At 60.0% G+C, this 16,913-nt stretch carries 14 protein-coding genes and 1 riboswitch; of the genes, 7 read left to right on the top strand and 7 right to left on the bottom strand.

The window, feature by feature from the left end:
• Positions 1–7 precede the first annotated feature (7 nt).
• From CEC48_RS20000 to CEC48_RS19985, 4 genes are all read right to left on the bottom strand, one after another.
• Positions 8–1,870 carry a DUF3857 and transglutaminase domain-containing protein gene (locus CEC48_RS20000; RefSeq protein WP_256579744.1) on the bottom strand — a complete coding sequence of 621 codons (1,863 nt, stop codon included), beginning with the start codon at positions 1,868–1,870 and terminating at the stop codon, positions 8–10.
• Between the two features lie 65 nt (positions 1,871–1,935).
• Positions 1,936–2,820: a formate/nitrite transporter family protein gene (locus CEC48_RS19995; protein WP_088425317.1), complete on the bottom strand. Its 885-nt coding sequence runs from the start codon at positions 2,818–2,820 to the stop codon at positions 1,936–1,938.
• Positions 2,821–2,888: 68 nt separating this feature from the next.
• Entirely contained in the window at positions 2,889–4,832 is a 1,944-nt protein-coding gene (locus tag CEC48_RS19990; protein ID WP_088425316.1) for a patatin-like phospholipase family protein, read from the bottom strand.
• A gap of 96 nt (positions 4,833–4,928) precedes the next feature.
• On the bottom strand, positions 4,929–5,333 hold the full coding sequence (locus CEC48_RS19985; RefSeq protein ID WP_088425315.1) for an acyl-CoA thioesterase: 405 nt from the start codon (positions 5,331–5,333) through the stop codon (positions 4,929–4,931).
• Positions 5,334–5,531: 198 nt separating this feature from the next.
• Positions 5,532–5,638: riboswitch (S-adenosyl-L-homocysteine riboswitch) on the top strand.
• Between the two features lie 21 nt (positions 5,639–5,659).
• Between CEC48_RS19985 and ahcY the strand changes: the two genes are divergently transcribed.
• From ahcY to CEC48_RS19960, 5 genes are all read left to right on the top strand, one after another.
• On the top strand, positions 5,660–7,069 hold the full coding sequence (gene ahcY, locus CEC48_RS19980) for an adenosylhomocysteinase (protein ID WP_088425314.1): 1,410 nt from the start codon (positions 5,660–5,662) through the stop codon (positions 7,067–7,069).
• Between the two features lie 167 nt (positions 7,070–7,236).
• Complete coding sequence (gene metF, locus CEC48_RS19975) at positions 7,237–8,082, top strand: methylenetetrahydrofolate reductase [NAD(P)H] (protein WP_088425313.1); 846 nt, start codon at positions 7,237–7,239, stop codon at positions 8,080–8,082.
• 75 nt (positions 8,083–8,157) lie between these two features.
• A complete protein-coding gene (locus CEC48_RS19970; RefSeq protein WP_088425312.1) occupies positions 8,158–9,240 on the top strand; it encodes a hypothetical protein in 1,083 nt (360 codons plus the stop codon).
• A gap of 70 nt (positions 9,241–9,310) precedes the next feature.
• On the top strand, positions 9,311–10,114 hold the full coding sequence (locus CEC48_RS19965; protein WP_088425311.1) for an ABC transporter substrate-binding protein: 804 nt from the start codon (positions 9,311–9,313) through the stop codon (positions 10,112–10,114).
• Between the two features lie 222 nt (positions 10,115–10,336).
• Positions 10,337–12,235, top strand: coding sequence for a DEAD/DEAH box helicase (locus CEC48_RS19960; protein WP_088425310.1), 1,899 nt, complete (start codon positions 10,337–10,339; stop codon positions 12,233–12,235).
• Between the two features lie 70 nt (positions 12,236–12,305).
• Here the strand turns inward: CEC48_RS19960 and CEC48_RS19955 are convergent, their stop codons facing one another.
• From CEC48_RS19955 to CEC48_RS19945, 3 genes are all read right to left on the bottom strand, one after another.
• On the bottom strand, positions 12,306–12,902 hold the full coding sequence (locus CEC48_RS19955; RefSeq protein ID WP_088425309.1) for a YceI family protein: 597 nt from the start codon (positions 12,900–12,902) through the stop codon (positions 12,306–12,308).
• A 181-nt stretch (positions 12,903–13,083) separates the two neighbouring features.
• Positions 13,084–13,680 (bottom strand): YceI family protein, encoded by a 597-nt coding sequence (locus tag CEC48_RS19950; RefSeq protein ID WP_088425308.1) that lies wholly within the window; start codon positions 13,678–13,680, stop codon positions 13,084–13,086.
• 32 nt (positions 13,681–13,712) lie between these two features.
• Positions 13,713–14,264: a cytochrome b gene (locus tag CEC48_RS19945; RefSeq protein WP_010167627.1), complete on the bottom strand. Its 552-nt coding sequence runs from the start codon at positions 14,262–14,264 to the stop codon at positions 13,713–13,715.
• Between the two features lie 281 nt (positions 14,265–14,545).
• Between CEC48_RS19945 and CEC48_RS19940 the strand changes: the two genes are divergently transcribed.
• The gene (locus tag CEC48_RS19940) at positions 14,546–15,952 is read left to right on the top strand and encodes an adenosylmethionine--8-amino-7-oxononanoate transaminase (protein WP_088425307.1); all 1,407 of its coding nucleotides are present in this window, start codon (positions 14,546–14,548) and stop codon (positions 15,950–15,952) included.
• A gap of 91 nt (positions 15,953–16,043) precedes the next feature.
• On the top strand, positions 16,044–16,763 hold the full coding sequence (locus tag CEC48_RS19935; protein ID WP_088425306.1) for a 16S rRNA (uracil(1498)-N(3))-methyltransferase: 720 nt from the start codon (positions 16,044–16,046) through the stop codon (positions 16,761–16,763).
• The last annotated feature ends 150 nt before the right edge of the window (positions 16,764–16,913 follow it).

Below are 16,913 nucleotides of genomic sequence, written 5' to 3'. Positions count from 1 at the left end.
CTCCCGGTCAAAGCGCCTGCACGATGATCTGGCTTTTCAGGTCATTGGCCATGGCCTGGATCACCGGCTTCATCTGGGCGAAGAGTTCGGCGCTGCAAACCGCTTCTGGGTGGGCAAACTTGGCCGTGCGTGAAATCAGCACGGTGTTGCCCTCCCGGGAATAGGTGGCGCTGTACTCGAAGCCGGCGCCCTTGAACGAAACCGCCTTGGGCACCGCCAGAATACTGAGGGTCTTGGGAAACTCGAACCGGGCCGTCTCACTGTTCTCTCCAGAAATGCAGATGAAGGCCTGCGCCCGTTCTTTTTCCACGGCAACGGCAGATACGTTTTGGGCAATCCCTCCGCCCAGGCTACTCAGCGCTGGCACACCTATCGGGCCCGGCACATTCACCAGGTTGTCCGTGCGCCCCACCATCATGGCGTTGAAGCTTGGAGCGTCGCTGTCCAGGGGGTCGGTTTGCAGCGTGCCGCCGCCCGCCTGGCCATAACCGTGCAGAATTTTCTGGATCATCAAGTCACGGTCCGCCGGCTTCATCGACTTGATCGAGGTCCGGGCAAACTCCGCGCGCCAACCGTCCAGGCGCTTGGCCTGGGTGAAGTCTGCAGCGCCACTGGCATCCACCTTGAATACCAGTTCACTGGACTCTTTGCCCAGCTGAGTGGCCGGCGTGCGGCCGATCTCGCCGGTACGGGTCAACAACACCGGTTTATCCAGATCGAGGTTGGGCAGGTAGCCAGCGGCCGTCCCGCTCGAGGTCGAATCCAGGTACAGGTCCAGGCTCGGGATATAAGTGATCGCGTGATTGATGGGGCTGACCGCCGCGACCTTGGGCAAGGTGTAGGCACTGCCGTAGCTGATCAGCGCCGGGGAGCTTTCGATGGCGACGGCCTTGAGCAACGCTTCAAGCAGGGCCACATGGTCCTTGCAGTCACCGTAGCGGTTGTCCAGTACCGACTGCGCAGCGTGCGGAACCACTCCGCCCGCGTCGATGTACACCGCCACATACCGGATGTTCCGGCGTACCCAGTCACTCAACACCATAGCCTTGGCCCGGGGTGTTGGCAGGTTGGCCGTGAGTTGGTTGGCCAGCGTGCTGATCGCCGGGGTCACTTCGACGGTGGCCCGGGCATCGTAGGCTTTGGCCAACGCCTGGTAACTCGGGAAGGTCGAGACCGCCAGGCGTTGGCCGTAATCCACGTACGCCACCGCACCTTGCTCGGGACGGGACTTTTCAGCCGACACGTAGTCCCAGCGATACACCTTGCGCCCGGGCGCTGCCGCCGGTGTGGACGCATTGAAGCCTCTGGCATCGGCGTACAGCGGTTTATCCGCCGGCAAATCGTAGGTCAGGCTGAACTGCTCCATCGGATTAAGGCTTGGCGTTGCGAAGTCAATAAATTCGCCGGGGAACAACGGGGTCTTGCGCACACGTTGATAACGCAGGGTCAGGCGATCACCTACCGCCACCTCGGGGAAGATCACCACCTTGACCCGGGAGTCCTGGAACATGGGTGAGTCGGCGGAAGCCCGTTCCTGCTGTTCCTTGATCTGCTCGGCACTCACCGGCACCTTGCGCCCGTCAGGCTTGCGGGTGAACGCCTCGACAATCTCCAGCGTATCCAGGGAACGGTTGTAACTCACCGGCTGCTGCGCCCGTGAACGAATGCCACGCTCTTCGTTGATGCGCATCACGGACTCGTAGTCCTGCACATAACTGCCGTCGGCGTTGATCACGAACGACTGAGCCATTTTTTCGACGGTCACGGAGTGGTCTGCACCATCATCCCTGGCCTGTGCAGAACCCATTACGCCCGATACCAGCACCAACCCCAACAGCCTGCGCCATGGAAAAAGAGGGGAAGCTCGCATAAAGATCCTTCTTGATGAATGAAAAGCCGCGCCGCGACTGTGCCATTCATTTATGACGAATCGGCTTACGGGTCCTTGTTGATCTGCTGAGGGTGACGCGGGTCGGCAACCTTGCCCGGCAGGCTGCTTTCACTGCGAATCTGCGCGTGGCTGATCAGCGCAAAGATAAAGCTGCCGCCGATGATATTGCCCGCCAGTGTCGGCCCGGCAAATACCAGCCAGAAGTCTTTCCACGGCAACTCGCCGGCAAATACCAGGTACGACACTTCCGCCGAACCCACCACGATGTGGGTGAAATCCCCGAGTGCCATCAGGTAGGTGATCAGGATAATGATCCAGATCTTGGCGCTTTCCATGGACGGAATCATCCAGACCATGGTGGCGATCATCCAGCCAGACACGATGCCCTTGGCGAACATCTGCGAGGTGTCGTTCTCCATGACCTTGCGGCCGATTTCCAGGAAGGCCAGGTCGGTCTTGGCGTCGAAAATCGGCAAGTGCAACATCACGTACGCCACCAGTAAGGTACCGCACAGGTTGCCCACCAGCACCACCGCCCATAAGCGCAGCAGCCGTCCGACATTATTCAGGGTGGGCTTGCTCATCACCGGCAACACCGCCGTCAGGGTGTTTTCGGTGAACAACTGCTGACGGGCGAGGATCACCGCCAAAAACCCCGCGCAGTAGCCGAAACTGGCAATTACCTTGAACCCTTCGCCATCCGGCAGCCGCGAGTTGAGCAAGCCCATGCCCATCAACGACAGGCCCATGGTCAGGCCGGCGGCCAGCGCCGACCACCACAACGCAGCCACGGTGCGTTCCAGCTCCTGATCGCCTTGGGTGCGGATGATTTCATGCAGAACCGCCGCGCGAGGCGGCTGGTTCTTGTCGACGTCGTGCTGCTCTTCCTGCGACAGGTTAGGGGTCTTGCCGTCTTTTTCAGTGGCCATGGCGTTCCTGAGTCCGTTGTGTGCTTTTAGCTACGACACGCGGCGTTCAGGGCTGTTCAGTGGCTGTATCACTTAACCGGCAGGCGCCATGCCTTGGCCATTTCGACGGTGGTGGAACTGAGTGGCGTCTTCCAGGGTTTATTGCGCGCCACGTAGTTGTTAATGATGCTGTCGAGCACCCGGTTGAACTCGGCCGGCGTCGTGGCCTTTGTCAGGTCATATTCGGCCTGGCGCAACAAGACGACGTTGGAGTCCGGCTGGCCTGGGCGGAACAGCGACGGGTAGATCACCTCCCGCGTAAAGTTGCCGGCAATCACCGCGATATCGCGTCGTTTCATCTCGACAACCGCGCTGGTCATGACCTTGGACATCGCGGCTTTATCACCCGACGGTTTGGCCATGACTTGCAGAAGCTGTTGAAAGTTGGGACTGCCTGCGGCGTTAAGTCGCCGCCCCAGCCATTCAACATGCTCAGGCCGGCGGGCGAGCGCGTCCAGGTTACGCAATGCCGACGCGATCTTCGGCGTGATCGTCAATGTGTCCTTAGCCTGATTGGCCTCGGTGATCGCGCTATCCAGGGTTTGCAAAACCTGTATCGCACTCTTTCGAAACAGCAGCACGTCGCCTGTTGCCTTGTCCTTCTCCAAGCCTTTCAGCGAGCTGGCGAACATCTCATCGTCCATGGCCAATACAGCTTCGTCCAATGAGCCGAATGAATGCTGTTCACGCACGGTGGTACGGCTTTCCATGTGGGTCTCGACAGCCTTGCGAGCCAGCACCTGCAGGTTTTTTTTCTGCTCGGCAGTCATGGTGAAATTCACCGTGCCGTTGAGCAGGCCGCGAAAATCACCCTTGTCGGTGTTCAGGGGCAGCGTCACGCTCTGGTCTGCGACTGCCTTGAGTCGGGCGTTCTGATACGCCTGGGCAGCCGAATGAGGCGTGCCGGTGATGCCGTCGGCCAGACTATCGCCAATGCCGCCACGCTCTTTGGGCTTGGCGGGAGCCTCGGACTCGAAGTCGATGACCAGCGACTCGGACTTGCTCAAGGGGCTTTCTGGAAACGCAGGATCAACCACACCCGAGGCAGGCGTATTGAGCAGCAGGCCGCCATCCTTGAACGCGGTCTCTTCGGCTGACGCCTGGAAGCCGTGGCCTTTTTCGGTCGGGCTCTTGAACAGCACCGGCAGCGAACCCGAAATATGCGCCGCCCGGGCGATGTCCATGTCCGGCGTGAGGCTGGCGTTGAACACCACCAACTGCGGTCGCCCGTCAAACATGCCGGTGCCAGTGATGTTCAGCTGCTTGATCGCAGGAATGTGCCGGCTCAACACCGCCAGATCGCCAAAGGTTGGTGCTCCACCGGCGCTGAGTTTGTCGGCAATCTTCATGACCTCGGCGGGACGGGTCTGCCTGGGCGTCTTGGCGATGTGGGCAAGAATCGACTTGCGTGACTCGTTACGCACCAACTCCTCAAGCGGCAGCGCTTCGGTTTGCAGGCGCGGCAGCATCGTGAATAGCAGTTGGGAAATATTGCCAGCGGCGCCGGGCAAGCGCCCAGCGAGCTTGCCGAGTTTGGAACTGGCATTTTGCAGCCACGCCACCAGAGGGTTTTTGCTGTTCAGCAGTTCAGGGAGATCAAGGTTGTTGGAAAGCGTTTCGAACGCCTTCGCGTCCATGCCACTGGCCAGCACGGCGGCGGAAATCGCCCCCGCCGACGAACCGGAAATAACCTTGATGCCCGCCAAGGCTTTCTTTTCTTCAAGCGCCTGCACGACGCCCGGAAAGGCGATGCCCTTGGCCCCGCCGCCGCTGAGCACCAGATGTTTGATCGGCCCCGGTGATAACACCACCTGGGTCTGCCCACTGCTGGCGCGAGCGAGGGTCAGTTTGCGCTCGCCTGCGCTCTCTACCAGGGTAGTGTTTGCAGTTTTAGCGGGCGCCGCAGAGGTTTCGGGACGCTTGATGGCCGGCGCCACGGCAGGTTGGCTTTGCGAGGTTTTAGGTAATTGCATACGCGGGTTCTCTCTTCAGGATGTAGTCCTGAGTGACGAGAGAGCCCGGGAAAGATCCGTCCAGAATGATTCAGTAAAGAATCACCCGGTACCGGGTTATTCGGCGATGCCGTCTTCCTGAAACTGATCCTTCACGTATTTGATCTCGGTGCGGCCATGGGGTGCCGGCAAACCGTCTTCACCCAGGTTGACGAAGACCATTTTTTCCACGGTCAGGATGCTCTTGCGGGTGATCTTGTTGCGCACTTCGCAGGTCAGGGTGATGGAGGTGCGGCCAAATTCGGTGGCGGTGATCCCCAACTCGATGATGTCGCCCTGGCGCGAGGCGCTGACGAAGTTGATTTCGGAGATGTACTTGGTCACCACCCGCTGGTTGCCCAACTGGACAATCGCGTAGATGGCCGCTTCTTCGTCGATCCAGCGCAGCAGGCTGCCACCGAACAGGGTGCCGTTGGGGTTGAGGTCTTCGGGTTTTACCCATTTGCGGGTGTGGAAGTTCATGTTCACTCCAAAGCGTGTTGCCAAATGATGGGCAACATCATGGCAGAGCCAGGCCCCAAGCTCTATGAGCCATTGCCTATCAACCCCATGAGCGATCTTCATGCCGCCGACAGAAAGGCTTTAGAAGTCAGGCGCACACGGCTATAATCGCCTCCGCTTCAAAACGGTCATCTTCGATTGATACCGTTCTCCCGCCACCTGTCCGAGGGGCGCTGCAGCAGGCTCGACCTGTCAGGCTCGGATGGGGCGTTGTCTGGCCTGGTTACTCAGGCCTGATACTAAACGCACAACGGCGCCCATTCGCACACTACGAATGGAGGCTCTTCATGAGCGCTGTAATCACGCCTGCAGGTTTTACCGACTACAAAGTCGCCGACATGTCCCTTGCTGCCTGGGGCCGTCGCGAAACCTTTATCGCCGAATCCGAAATGCCAGCCCTGATGGGTCTGCGCCGCAAGTACGCTGCTGAGCAGCCGCTCAAGGGCGCGAAGATTCTCGGCTGCATCCACATGACCATTCAGACTGCCGTGCTGATCGAAACCCTGGTTGCCCTGGGTGCCGAAGTGCGTTGGTCGTCCTGCAACATTTTCTCGACTCAAGACCAGGCCGCTGCCGCCATCGCTGCCGCCGGTATTGCCGTGTACGCCTGGAAAGGCGAAACCGAAGAAGAGTACGAGTGGTGCCTGGAGCAAACCATCCTCAAGGATGGCAAGCCATGGGACGCCAACATGATCCTCGACGACGGCGGCGACCTGACCGAGCTGCTGCACAAGAAGTACCCGGCCATCCTCGACCGCGTCCACGGCGTGACCGAAGAAACCACCACCGGCGTACATCGCCTGCTGGACATGCTGGCCAAGGGCGAGCTGAAAATCCCGGCCATCAACGTCAACGACTCGGTGACCAAGAGCAAGAACGACAACAAGTACGGCTGCCGTCATAGCCTGAACGATGCGATCAAGCGCGGCACCGACCACCTGTTGTCCGGCAAGCAAGCGCTGGTGATCGGCTACGGTGACGTGGGCAAGGGTTCGTCACAGTCCCTGCGTCAGGAAGGCATGATCGTTAAAGTGTCCGAAGTTGACCCGATCTGCGCCATGCAAGCCTGCATGGACGGTTTCGAAGTGGTTTCGCCGTTCATCGATGGCGTCAATGACGGCACCGAAGCAAGCATCGACAAGGCCCTGCTGGGCAAGATCGACCTGATCGTGACCACCACTGGTAACGTGAATGTGTGCGATTCGAACATGCTCAAGGCCCTGAAAAAGCGCGCCGTGGTGTGCAACATCGGTCACTTCGACAACGAAATCGACACGGCTTTCATGCGCAAGAACTGGGCATGGGAAGAAGTGAAGCCACAGGTACACAAGGTTCACCGTACCGGCGCTGGTGATTTCGACCCGCAGAACGATGACTACCTGATCCTGCTGGCTGAAGGCCGTCTGGTAAACCTGGGCAACGCCACTGGCCACCCAAGCCGCATCATGGATGGCTCGTTCGCCAACCAGGTACTGGCCCAGATCTTCCTGTTCGGCCAGAAATACGCCGACCTGTCGCCAGCCCAGAAAGCCGAGCGCCTGACCGTGGAAGTACTGCCTAAGAAACTCGACGAAGAAGTGGCCCTGGAAATGGTCCGCGGCTTTGGCGGCGTGGTGACTCAACTGACCAAGACCCAGGCCGACTACATCGGTGTGGGCGTTGAAGGTCCGTTCAAGCCGCACGCTTACCGCTACTAAGTAACCGGCTCTCTCCCTGTCGGAGCGGGCTTGTGTGGGAGCGGGCTTGCTCGCGAATACGGAGTGTCAGTCGAAGCAATCATGACTGACCCAGCGCATTCGCGAGCAAGCCCGCTCCCACATTGACGGTGTAAGCCTTCCAGTTTTGAGTTTCCAAGGATACGACCATGTCCCAAGACCGTCGCTACAGCTTCGAGTTCTTCCCGACCAAGACCGATGCTGGGCATGAAAAACTGATGGCGACTGCCAAGCAGTTGGCAAGCTTCAACCCCGATTTCTTCTCCTGCACCTACGGTGCCGGTGGCTCCACCCGCGACCGCACGATCAACACCGTGTTGCAGCTGGAAAGCGAAGTCAAAGTACCTGCTGCTCCGCATTTGTCGTGCGTGGGCGACAGCAAGGCCGACCTGCGCGGCCTGCTGACCCAGTACAAGCAAGCCGGCATCAAGCGCATCGTCGCCCTGCGCGGTGACCTGCCGTCCGGCATGGGCATGGCCAGCGGCGAACTGCGCTACGCCAATGACCTGGTGAGCTTCATCCGTGAAGAGACCGGCGACCACTTCCACATCGAAGTGGCCGCTTATCCGGAGATGCACCCCCAGGCTCGCAATTTCGAAGACGATCTGCAGAACTTCGTGCGCAAGGCCAACGCCGGCGCCAACAGCGCGATTACCCAGTACTTCTTCAACGCAGAGAGCTACTTCTACTTCGTTGAACGTGTACGCGGCATGGGTGTGAACATCCCGATCGTGCCGGGCATCATGCCGATCACCAACTACAGCAAACTGGCGCGTTTCTCTGACGCCTGCGGCGCGGAAATCCCACGCTGGATTCGCAAACAACTGGAAGCCTACGGCGACGACGTCAAGAGCATCCAGGCGTTCGGCGAGCAGGTCATCAGCGAAATGTGTGAACAATTGTTGGAAGGTGGCGCGCCAGGGTTGCACTTCTATACCCTGAACCAGGCTGAGCCAAGCCTCGCTGTCTGGAACAACCTGAAGCTGCCACGCTAAGGTCTGTTCCGAAGTGCCCAGGCCCTCATATTGAGGGCCTTTGCCGTTCTAAACGCCCACGGAATTTTGCAGTCCATGAATACAGCCGCCCCGACGCCCCGCCCGCAACTGGTCTACCTGGTGTTCGGCGCCGAGACTTACCATCAGGAAGCAGTATTCAGCATCGCCAGCGCCCTGGCCTTGCTGCGGGATACGCCGGACGCCGGCATCGATATCCAGGTTTTCAGCGACAACCCCGAGCCGTATCGCCTGCTGCCGGTACGGGTGCGCCCGCTGGACGAAGCCACGCGCAAACGCTGGAGCGAGCCTCATGGCTACCACTTCCGCACCAAGCACGTGGTGCTGCGGCAAGTGCTGCAAGAATCCGAAGTGGCGCTGCTGATCGACACCGACACGTTTTTCCACCATTCACCGATGGAGCTGTTTGATCGCGTGCAGCCCGGCACCCTGCTGTGCAACGCCTTCTACACCAAGTACGGCGACAACCACGAAAGCATTCTGTACAGCGCCCTGTACCAGCGCCTGCTGGACATGGGCGTGGCCGATGACGACATGATGACCCTCAACTCCGGGGTCATGGGCCTGACACAGCAGGACGCGCACATCCTCGACCGTTCGATCGATTTGATGGACGAACTGTTCCCCCACGCCCAGGGCGCCTACACCCTGGAAGAGTTCTGCCTGTCCATTGCCGCCTATCGCACCCTCAACGTGCGCGAATGCCCGGACCTGATCCACCACTACTGGAGCCGCAAGCAGCTGTTCCGGGCCAAGGTCAAAGCGTGGATCGCCAAGCACGCAGCGAACCCCACCAGCGGCACAGCCCTGGACGATACGCGCCAGGTTTCGGCCCACCTGCCCCGCCCGCCGCGCCTGCAACGCTTGATGTACAAGCTGATCACCCTGGTATTGCCCAAGCACCAGCAGCAGTTCATCCGCGAAATCCTCTACGGCTGCTATGAACATGAAAACGAGTTCGACCAGGCGTGTGGCCCGGTTTGGTGGGACAAGGCCCGGCAAAATCAGGAAGAGCGCCAAGGCCGGCCCGTTGATGCTCACCTGCTGGAGCACTGGTTTGCCAATCCCGTGGTGCGGCTGATTCTCGGCGAGCGGCGTGTGGCGATCTACGAACACTTGATCAAATCTGCGGAAAAGTAAAACCTGTGGGCGCCCGCAGATCGTTGTACCAGAGCTTCTCTTTAGCCCGAGACAGTCGTAACCTCAAGGTATGCCTGTCACTTTCCGGTTGTTGACTGCTGTTCTTTTCACTTGCCTGAGCCTCGGCGCCCATGGCGAGAAGCTGCGCATTGTCACCGAGCCCTGGGCGCCTTACGTATACGATGACAAAGGCACCATGCGCGGGCTCGACTACGAGACCACGGTGATCGTGTTCCAGCGCCTGGGCATCGGTGTGGACTGGCAGTTTTTGCCCTGGAAACGCTGCCTGGCGATGCTCGACCAGGGCCAGGCAGACGGCGCACTGGATATTTTCCACAGCCACGAGCGCGATGCGGTGCTGCTGTACCCCAGTGAGCCGCTGTCCGAGGTGGAGTTCGTGCTGTTCTATGCCAATGACCGCCCGCATCCGTTCCAGACCTTCGATGACCTGCGCGGCCTGACCATCGGCACCTCGCCGGGCTACCTCTATGGCGCCGAATTCAGCGAGTCCACCCTGTTCAAACAGGAGCCGGCCGCCAGCCATGAGGCCAACTTCGGCAAACTGGCCCTTGGGCGGATCGACCTGGTGATCACCGATCGCCGCGTTGGCCAGCATGTCCTCAAGGCACTGGGGCTGACAGACCAGATCACCGAGGCGCCCAAGGTGATCAGCAACCAGCCACAATTCCTGGCCGTGCGCCGTGGGGCGGGCATGGATTTGCTGGTGCAGCGCTTTGCCGCCGAACTCAAACGCTTCAAGCAGGAGCCGGCCTACGCGGCCTTGAGCGCCAAATATGCCGGCGCGAGCACACAAACCAGCGCATTGGCCCTGCCCGCGAGCACCGTTGAGCAGCAGGAAAGCAGCGCAGAGTGATTGCTCTGTTATACTCCGGCCTTTCCGCCAGGCTTACGCCCGGACGCTTCGGTCTTGCAAATGGCACCCGACCCCGCTACAGCGCAGCTTTCAAGCCCGCGCGAGCCGTCTGAGTGCCCGCCAGCCCCAGCAGGACCGGACGGGATTGCGTTCATCTAAACGCCATTCACGCCAGGCAAGACTATCCCTCTGGGCCAAGCCCTAACTAAAACAGGATTACTCATGTCCTTTGCTTCCCTCGGTCTCTCCGAGGCTTTAGTCCGCGCCATCGAGGCAGCGGGCTATACCGAGCCTACTCCGGTGCAACAGCGGGCCATCCCCGCCGTGTTGCAAGGTCGCGACCTGATGGTTGCGGCTCAGACAGGTACTGGTAAAACCGGCGGCTTCGCCCTTCCGATCCTGGAGCGGTTGTTCCCCAACGGTCACCCGGACAAATCCCAGCGTCACGGCCCGCGCCAACCGCGCGTACTGGTCCTGACCCCTACCCGCGAACTCGCCGCCCAAGTGCATGACAGCTTCAAGCTGTATGCCCGCGACTTGAAGTTCGTCAGCGCCTGCATCTTCGGCGGCGTCGGCATGAACCCACAGGTTCAGGCCATGTCCCGCGGTGTCGACGTACTGGTTGCGTGCCCGGGTCGTTTGCTCGACCTGTGCGGCCAAGGCAGCGTCGATTTGTCCCACGTGGAAATTCTCGTGCTGGACGAAGCCGACCGCATGCTCGACATGGGCTTTGTCCATGACGTGAAAAAGGTCCTCGCGCGCCTGCCGGCCAAACGCCAGAACCTGCTGTTCTCGGCCACGTTCTCCAACGACATCACCGCTTTGGCGGGCAAGTTGTTGCACAACCCCGAGCGCATTGAAGTCACGCCGCCGAACACCACGGTGGAGCGTATCGAGCAGCGCGTATTCCGCCTGCCCGCCGCCCACAAGCGTTCCCTGCTGGCCCACCTGATCACCGCCGGCGCGTGGGAACAGGTACTGGTGTTCACCCGCACCAAGCACGGCGCCAACCGCCTGGCCGAGTACCTGGACAAGCACGGCCTCACCGCCGTCGCCATCCACGGCAACAAGAGCCAAAACGCCCGCACCAAAGCCCTGGCCGACTTCAAGGCCGGTGAAGTGCGCATCCTGGTTGCTACCGACATCGCCGCTCGCGGCCTGGACATCGACCAACTGCCACACGTGGTCAACTTCGAGCTGCCAAACGTCGACGAAGACTACGTGCACCGTATCGGCCGTACCGGTCGGGCCGGTCGTTCGGGCGAGGCCATTTCCCTGGTCGCACCGGACGAAGAAAAGCTGCTGAAAAGCATCGAGCGCATGACCAAGCAGAAAATCGCCGACGGCGACCTGATGGGCTTCGACTCCAGCGCCGTTGAGGCTGAGAAGCCTGAAGTGCGCGAGCGTCCGGACGTGCGCAACCCACGCAACAACCCACGCGGTCCGAAGGGCGATGGCCCGAACGGCGGCGGCGGTGGTGGCGGTCGTAAAGACAAGGGCAAGGACAAGGGCGGCAAGGACAAGGCTGCGACCAATGGCCGTGGCGAACGCCCGGCCCGTGAGCAAAAGCCCCGTGAAGGCACCCCGGCCCGCGAACAGCGCCAGCCGAGCCAGCCGGCACGCGCTGCCGCTGACCGTGCTCCGGACGAGTTCCTGGACGACGACGTGGACAACTTCGGTAACCGCGTTGACTACGTGCCCCAGGCCAAGCCGGCCCAGGGCCGTGGTCGTCGTCCGGGCGCTCCAGCCCAGGGCACGGGTGCAGGTGCAGGCGCAGGTTCTGCGCCACGCACCGGCGGCCAGCCACAAGGTCGCCAGAACGGTCCGCGCAGCAGCAACGGCGCCACCACCGGCACCCCACCTGCCAAGCGCAGCGGCCCGCGTAACGGCGCACCACGTGACGGCCAGGCCCGTCGCGAAGAGTCGCGCAATCGTCGCCCGGCCCGTGATGATCAACCTCGTTTGTCTGAGCCTGCGGTGCAAAACCCGCGCGGCGGCCCGGCACCGAAGATCATCCACAAAGAGTCGAAAAGCGATCGCACGCTGACACCTGAGCAGTTGGATCAACTGCCGGGCCGTCCACGTGGTGAAAAACCGGCGTTGCTGACCCGCAACCGCTGATTTTCACAGCGTCATAAAAAATGCCCCGGATCGTGAGATCCGGGGCATTTTTGTTTGGGGTCGGTGAACACTATTTCGCCCTTATCCCTTCAAAGGTGATGTACAACTCGATCCGGCTGGAGCCTGGGGATAACTGGCCAGTCTGGCCGAAGTCTTCACGCAAAATGCTAGTAGTGCCTTCGAACCCCGCACGGTAGCCGCCCCATGGGTCATCGCCCTCGCCGAGGAACGTTGATTTGACCACGATCGATTTCGTCACGCCGCTGAGCGTGAGGTCACCCGTTACATCCGCCGTAAGCTTGCCTTCAGCGTTGTTGCCGGTCAGTTTCACCCCGGTAGAGACAAACCGCGCGTCGGGAAACTTGTCGACATTGAGGTATTCCTTATCCCGCAGATGCTTGTCACGTTCAGTGTGGTTGGTGAACAAGCTGGCGGTACGCACATTCACTTCGACCTTGCTGTCTTCGGGCCTGGCCGGGTCGAAACTGAACGTGCCATCCAGGTCTCTGAAGGTGCCGGTGATAAAGCTGTATTCAAGGTGTTTGACCTTCAAGTCGATAAAGGCGTGCTGGCCTTCCTTATCAATCACGTAGTCAGCCGCCATCACCTGGCCGGCAGTCAACAGCGTGAAACCCATCGTCAAAGCGGCAAGCGTCTTCGGCAGCATCGTTCTACTCCTGGGAAGTTAGGGACAACCCTATAAGGAGTAGCGCTATCCGCCCTGGAAATAAGCAGGCAACAGGCGTGAATCGCGTAAGACCTTTCTCAAATTCCAATGCGTTCAGGTTAAAACCTTCATACAGTAAAACGCCGACCCAAGGGTCGGCGTTCTTTACACAGTGGCACTATTACTTGGCTTTAACGCCTTCAAACGTCACGTACAGCTCAACCGTGTTGGACGCTGGGCCCAGGTCCATCTGCTTGCCGAAGTCCTGGCGATTGAAGGAAGTAGTACCTTCAAAGCCGGCACGGTAGCCGCCCCATGGATCCTTGCCTTCACCCAGGAAGGTGGCCTTGACGACGATTGGCTTGGTCACGCCGTGAAAGGTCAGGTCGCCGGTTACGTCGGCAGTGACTTGGCCAGCAGCGTTTTTGCCGGTGGTTTTAACACTGGTGGACACGAACTTGGCATCGGCAAACTTGCCAACGTCCAGGAAGTCTTTGCTGGCGATGTGCTTGTCACGTTCGGCGTGGTTGGTGAACACGCTGGCGGTACGGACGTTGAACTCAATCTTGCTGTCTTCAGGCTTGGCAGCATCGAAGCTGAACTTGCCGTCCAGGTCCTTGAAGGTACCGGTGATGAAGCTGTAGCCCAAGTGGCTGATCTTGAAGTCAACGAAGGCGTGTTGGCCTTCCTTGTCGACAACGTAGTCAGCAGCTATCGCCTGACCGGCAGTCAGCAGGGCAGAACCGATGGCCAGAGCGGCGAGAGTCTTTTTCAACATGCTTTCTATTCCTTGTGAGTCGAGGTTGAACATCAGGCTTTGCGCCCCAGCATACGAACCAGGGTCACATCACGATCAATGAAATGGTGTTTCAGCGCAGCTACACCATGGAGGCCGGCGAACACCACCAATACCCAGGCCAGGTACAAATGCACCACGCCTGCGGTGTCTGCCTGGTCCGGTAGCCCGGAAACCAGCGCAGGAATCTCAAACAGGCCAAATACCGGGATCCCGACACCGTCTGCGGTGGAAATCAGGTAACCGGCAATCATCACGGCAAACAGCCCGAGATAAAGGAATGCGTGGCCAAACGCAGCCCCCAGACGCGTCATACGGCTATAACTGGCCAGCGGTGGCGGCGGCGGGCTGAGCAAACGCCAGACAATGCGCACAAGCATGATGGCGAACAGCGTAATGCCGATGCTTTTGTGCAGGTCCGGGGCATCTTTGCGCCAAGTGCTGTAGTAGTCGAGACCGACCATCCACAGGCCCAACGCGAACAGACCGAACACCACCAGGGCCACGCCCCAGTGCAAAACAATGCTGACCCAGCCGTAGCGGGCCGATGAATTACGTAGCTGCATGTCCCAAATCCCGTAAGAGCTGTGCCCAAGACTATCGATTTACCTATCGAATTAAAGCGGAAAGTTTCGCTTTGAAATATCGAGAAATACGATCAAGAGCGTATGCACAATAAGTTAACAAGAGATTAAGGACTATTCCCAAGAAACGTGACAGACCGTCCTGTGTTTACTGCGATTTATCCTACAAGCATGCAATTGGGTTGTGACACTCGCCTGCATTGCATAGGCTTGCGCGATTGTTTCGCCCGCGCACGTCGCGAGCCGCTTCGAGGAGAATGAAGATGGGTTTGAATAACCAGTGGATGCAGCGTGACCTTGCGGTGCTGTGGCATCCCTGCACCCAGATGAAAGACCACCAGCAACTGCCGCTGATCCCGATCAAGCGCGGTGAAGGCGTCTGGCTGGAAGACTTCGAAGGCAAACGCTACCTCGACGCCGTCAGTTCCTGGTGGGTCAACGTGTTTGGCCACGCCAACCCGCGCATCAACCAACGTATCAAGGACCAGGTGGATCAGCTGGAACACGTGATCCTCGCCGGTTTCAGCCACCAGCCGGTGATCGAGCTGTCCGAACGCCTGGTGAAGATGACGCCCGAAGGCCTGACTCGCTGCTTCTACGCCGACAACGGTTCGTCGTGCATCGAAGTCGCGCTGAAGATGAGCTTTCACTATTGGCTCAACCGTGGCCTGCCGAACAAGAAGCGCTTTGTCACCCTGACCAACAGCTACCATGGCGAAACCATCGCCGCGATGTCGGTGGGCGATGTGCCGCTGTTCACCGAAACCTACAAGGCCTTGCTGCTGGACACCATCAAGGTGCCAAGCCCGGACTGCTACCTGCGCCCCGACGGCATGAGCTGGGAAGAACATTCGCGCAACATGTTCCAGGCCATGGAACAGACCCTCGCCGAAAACCACGACACCGTGGCTGCCGTGATCGTCGAGCCGCTGATCCAGGGCGCCGGCGGCATGCGCATGTACCACCCGGTGTACCTCAAGCTGCTGCGCGAAGCCTGCGACCGCTACGGCGTGCACCTGATCCACGACGAAATCGCCGTGGGCTTTGGCCGCACCGGCACGATGTTCGCCTGTGAACAGGCCGGTATCCGCCCAGACTTCCTGTGCCTGTCCAAGGCCCTGACCGGCGGCTACCTGCCGTTGGCCGCCGTGGTCACCACCGACGATGTGTACGACGCGTTCTACGACGACTACCCGACCCTGCGCGCCTTCCTGCATTCCCACAGCTACACGGGCAACCCGCTGGCCTGTGCGGCGGCCCTGGCGACGCTGGATATCTTCGAAGAAGACAACGTCATCGAAAACAACAAGGCCCTGGCCCAACGCATGGCGACCGCCACCGCGCACCTGGTGGACCACCCGCACGTGTCCGAGGTGCGCCAGACCGGCATGGTGCTGGCCATCGAGATGGTGCAGGACAAGGCCACCAAGACCGCCTACCCATGGCAGGAACGCCGTGGCCTGAAGGTGTTTGAACATGCGCTGGAACGTGGCGCGTTGCTGCGGCCATTGGGCAGCGTGGTGTATTTCCTGCCGCCGTACGTGATCACCCCGGAGCAGATCGACTTCCTGGCTGAAGTGGCCAGCGAAGGGATTGATATCGCCACCAACAGCAAGGTCAGCGTGGCGGTGCCCAAGGATTTCCATCCAGGGTTTCGTGATCCGGGCTGATTGAGTTCACTTGATTAATCGGGTGCATGGGCTGCCGCCATCGCGAGCGAGCTCGGCTCCCACAGGTTTTGTATTTCTTCCGAGAACAGAAATGAGACTGTCCCGCTTTTTTGTCGACGCCCCACTGAGCCTTGGCGACCACGAGTTGCCAGAAGCCCAGGCGCATTACATCAGCCGCGTATTGCGCATGAGCGAAGGCGACGCCGTGCAACTGTTCGACGGTTCAGGCCACGAGTTTCACGCCAGCTTGCTGGAAGTCGGTAAAAAACGCGTGGTGGTGCAGGTCACCGAAACCTTCGCCGGGCAGATCGAGTCGCCGTTGCAGATCCACCTCGGCCAGGGCCTGTCCCGTGGCGAGCGGATGGACTGGGCGATTCAGAAAGCCACCGAGCTTGGGGTGAATGAAATCACCCCAATCTTCAGCGAGCGCTGCGAAGTGCGCCTCAAGGACGAACGCGCCGACAAACGCCTGCAGCACTGGCGCCAGGTGGCGATCAGCGCTTGCGAGCAATGCGGTCGTTCGCGGGTGCCGGTGATTCATCCGCCGCTGTTACTGGCGGATTGGTTGAAGCAGGCCGAAGCGGATTTGAAGCTGGTGCTGCACCCGGTAGCCGAACCGCTGGTGAGCCATGCCAAGCCTGCAAGCCTGGCATTCCTGATCGGGCCGGAAGGTGGCTTGACCGATGGCGAAGTCGAGACGGCACAAGGCGCAGGTTTTCATTCCGCACGCTTGGGCCCACGGGTACTGCGTACCGAAACAGCGCCAGTCGTGGCGCTAGCGGTAGCCCAACAACTGTGGGGCGACTTCTAACCAGGCCGTGCAAACCCAATCAAATGTGGGAGCAACTGTCTTGATGGCCATAACCTAGGCATCGTTCTCAAAGACAGCCAAGCTCCCACAGCTCTGCGCCGTGTGACCTTTACGACATACCGCTGCCGAATCAGGCAGCGTGCGCTTTCC

The organism is Pseudomonas sp. K2I15 (assembly GCF_002204795.1).
In the GTDB taxonomy this organism is placed as follows: Bacteria; Pseudomonadota; Gammaproteobacteria; order Pseudomonadales; family Pseudomonadaceae; genus Aquipseudomonas.
The sequence above is the reverse complement of the archived record's forward strand: the minus strand, read 5'-3'. Positions and strand labels throughout refer to the sequence as shown.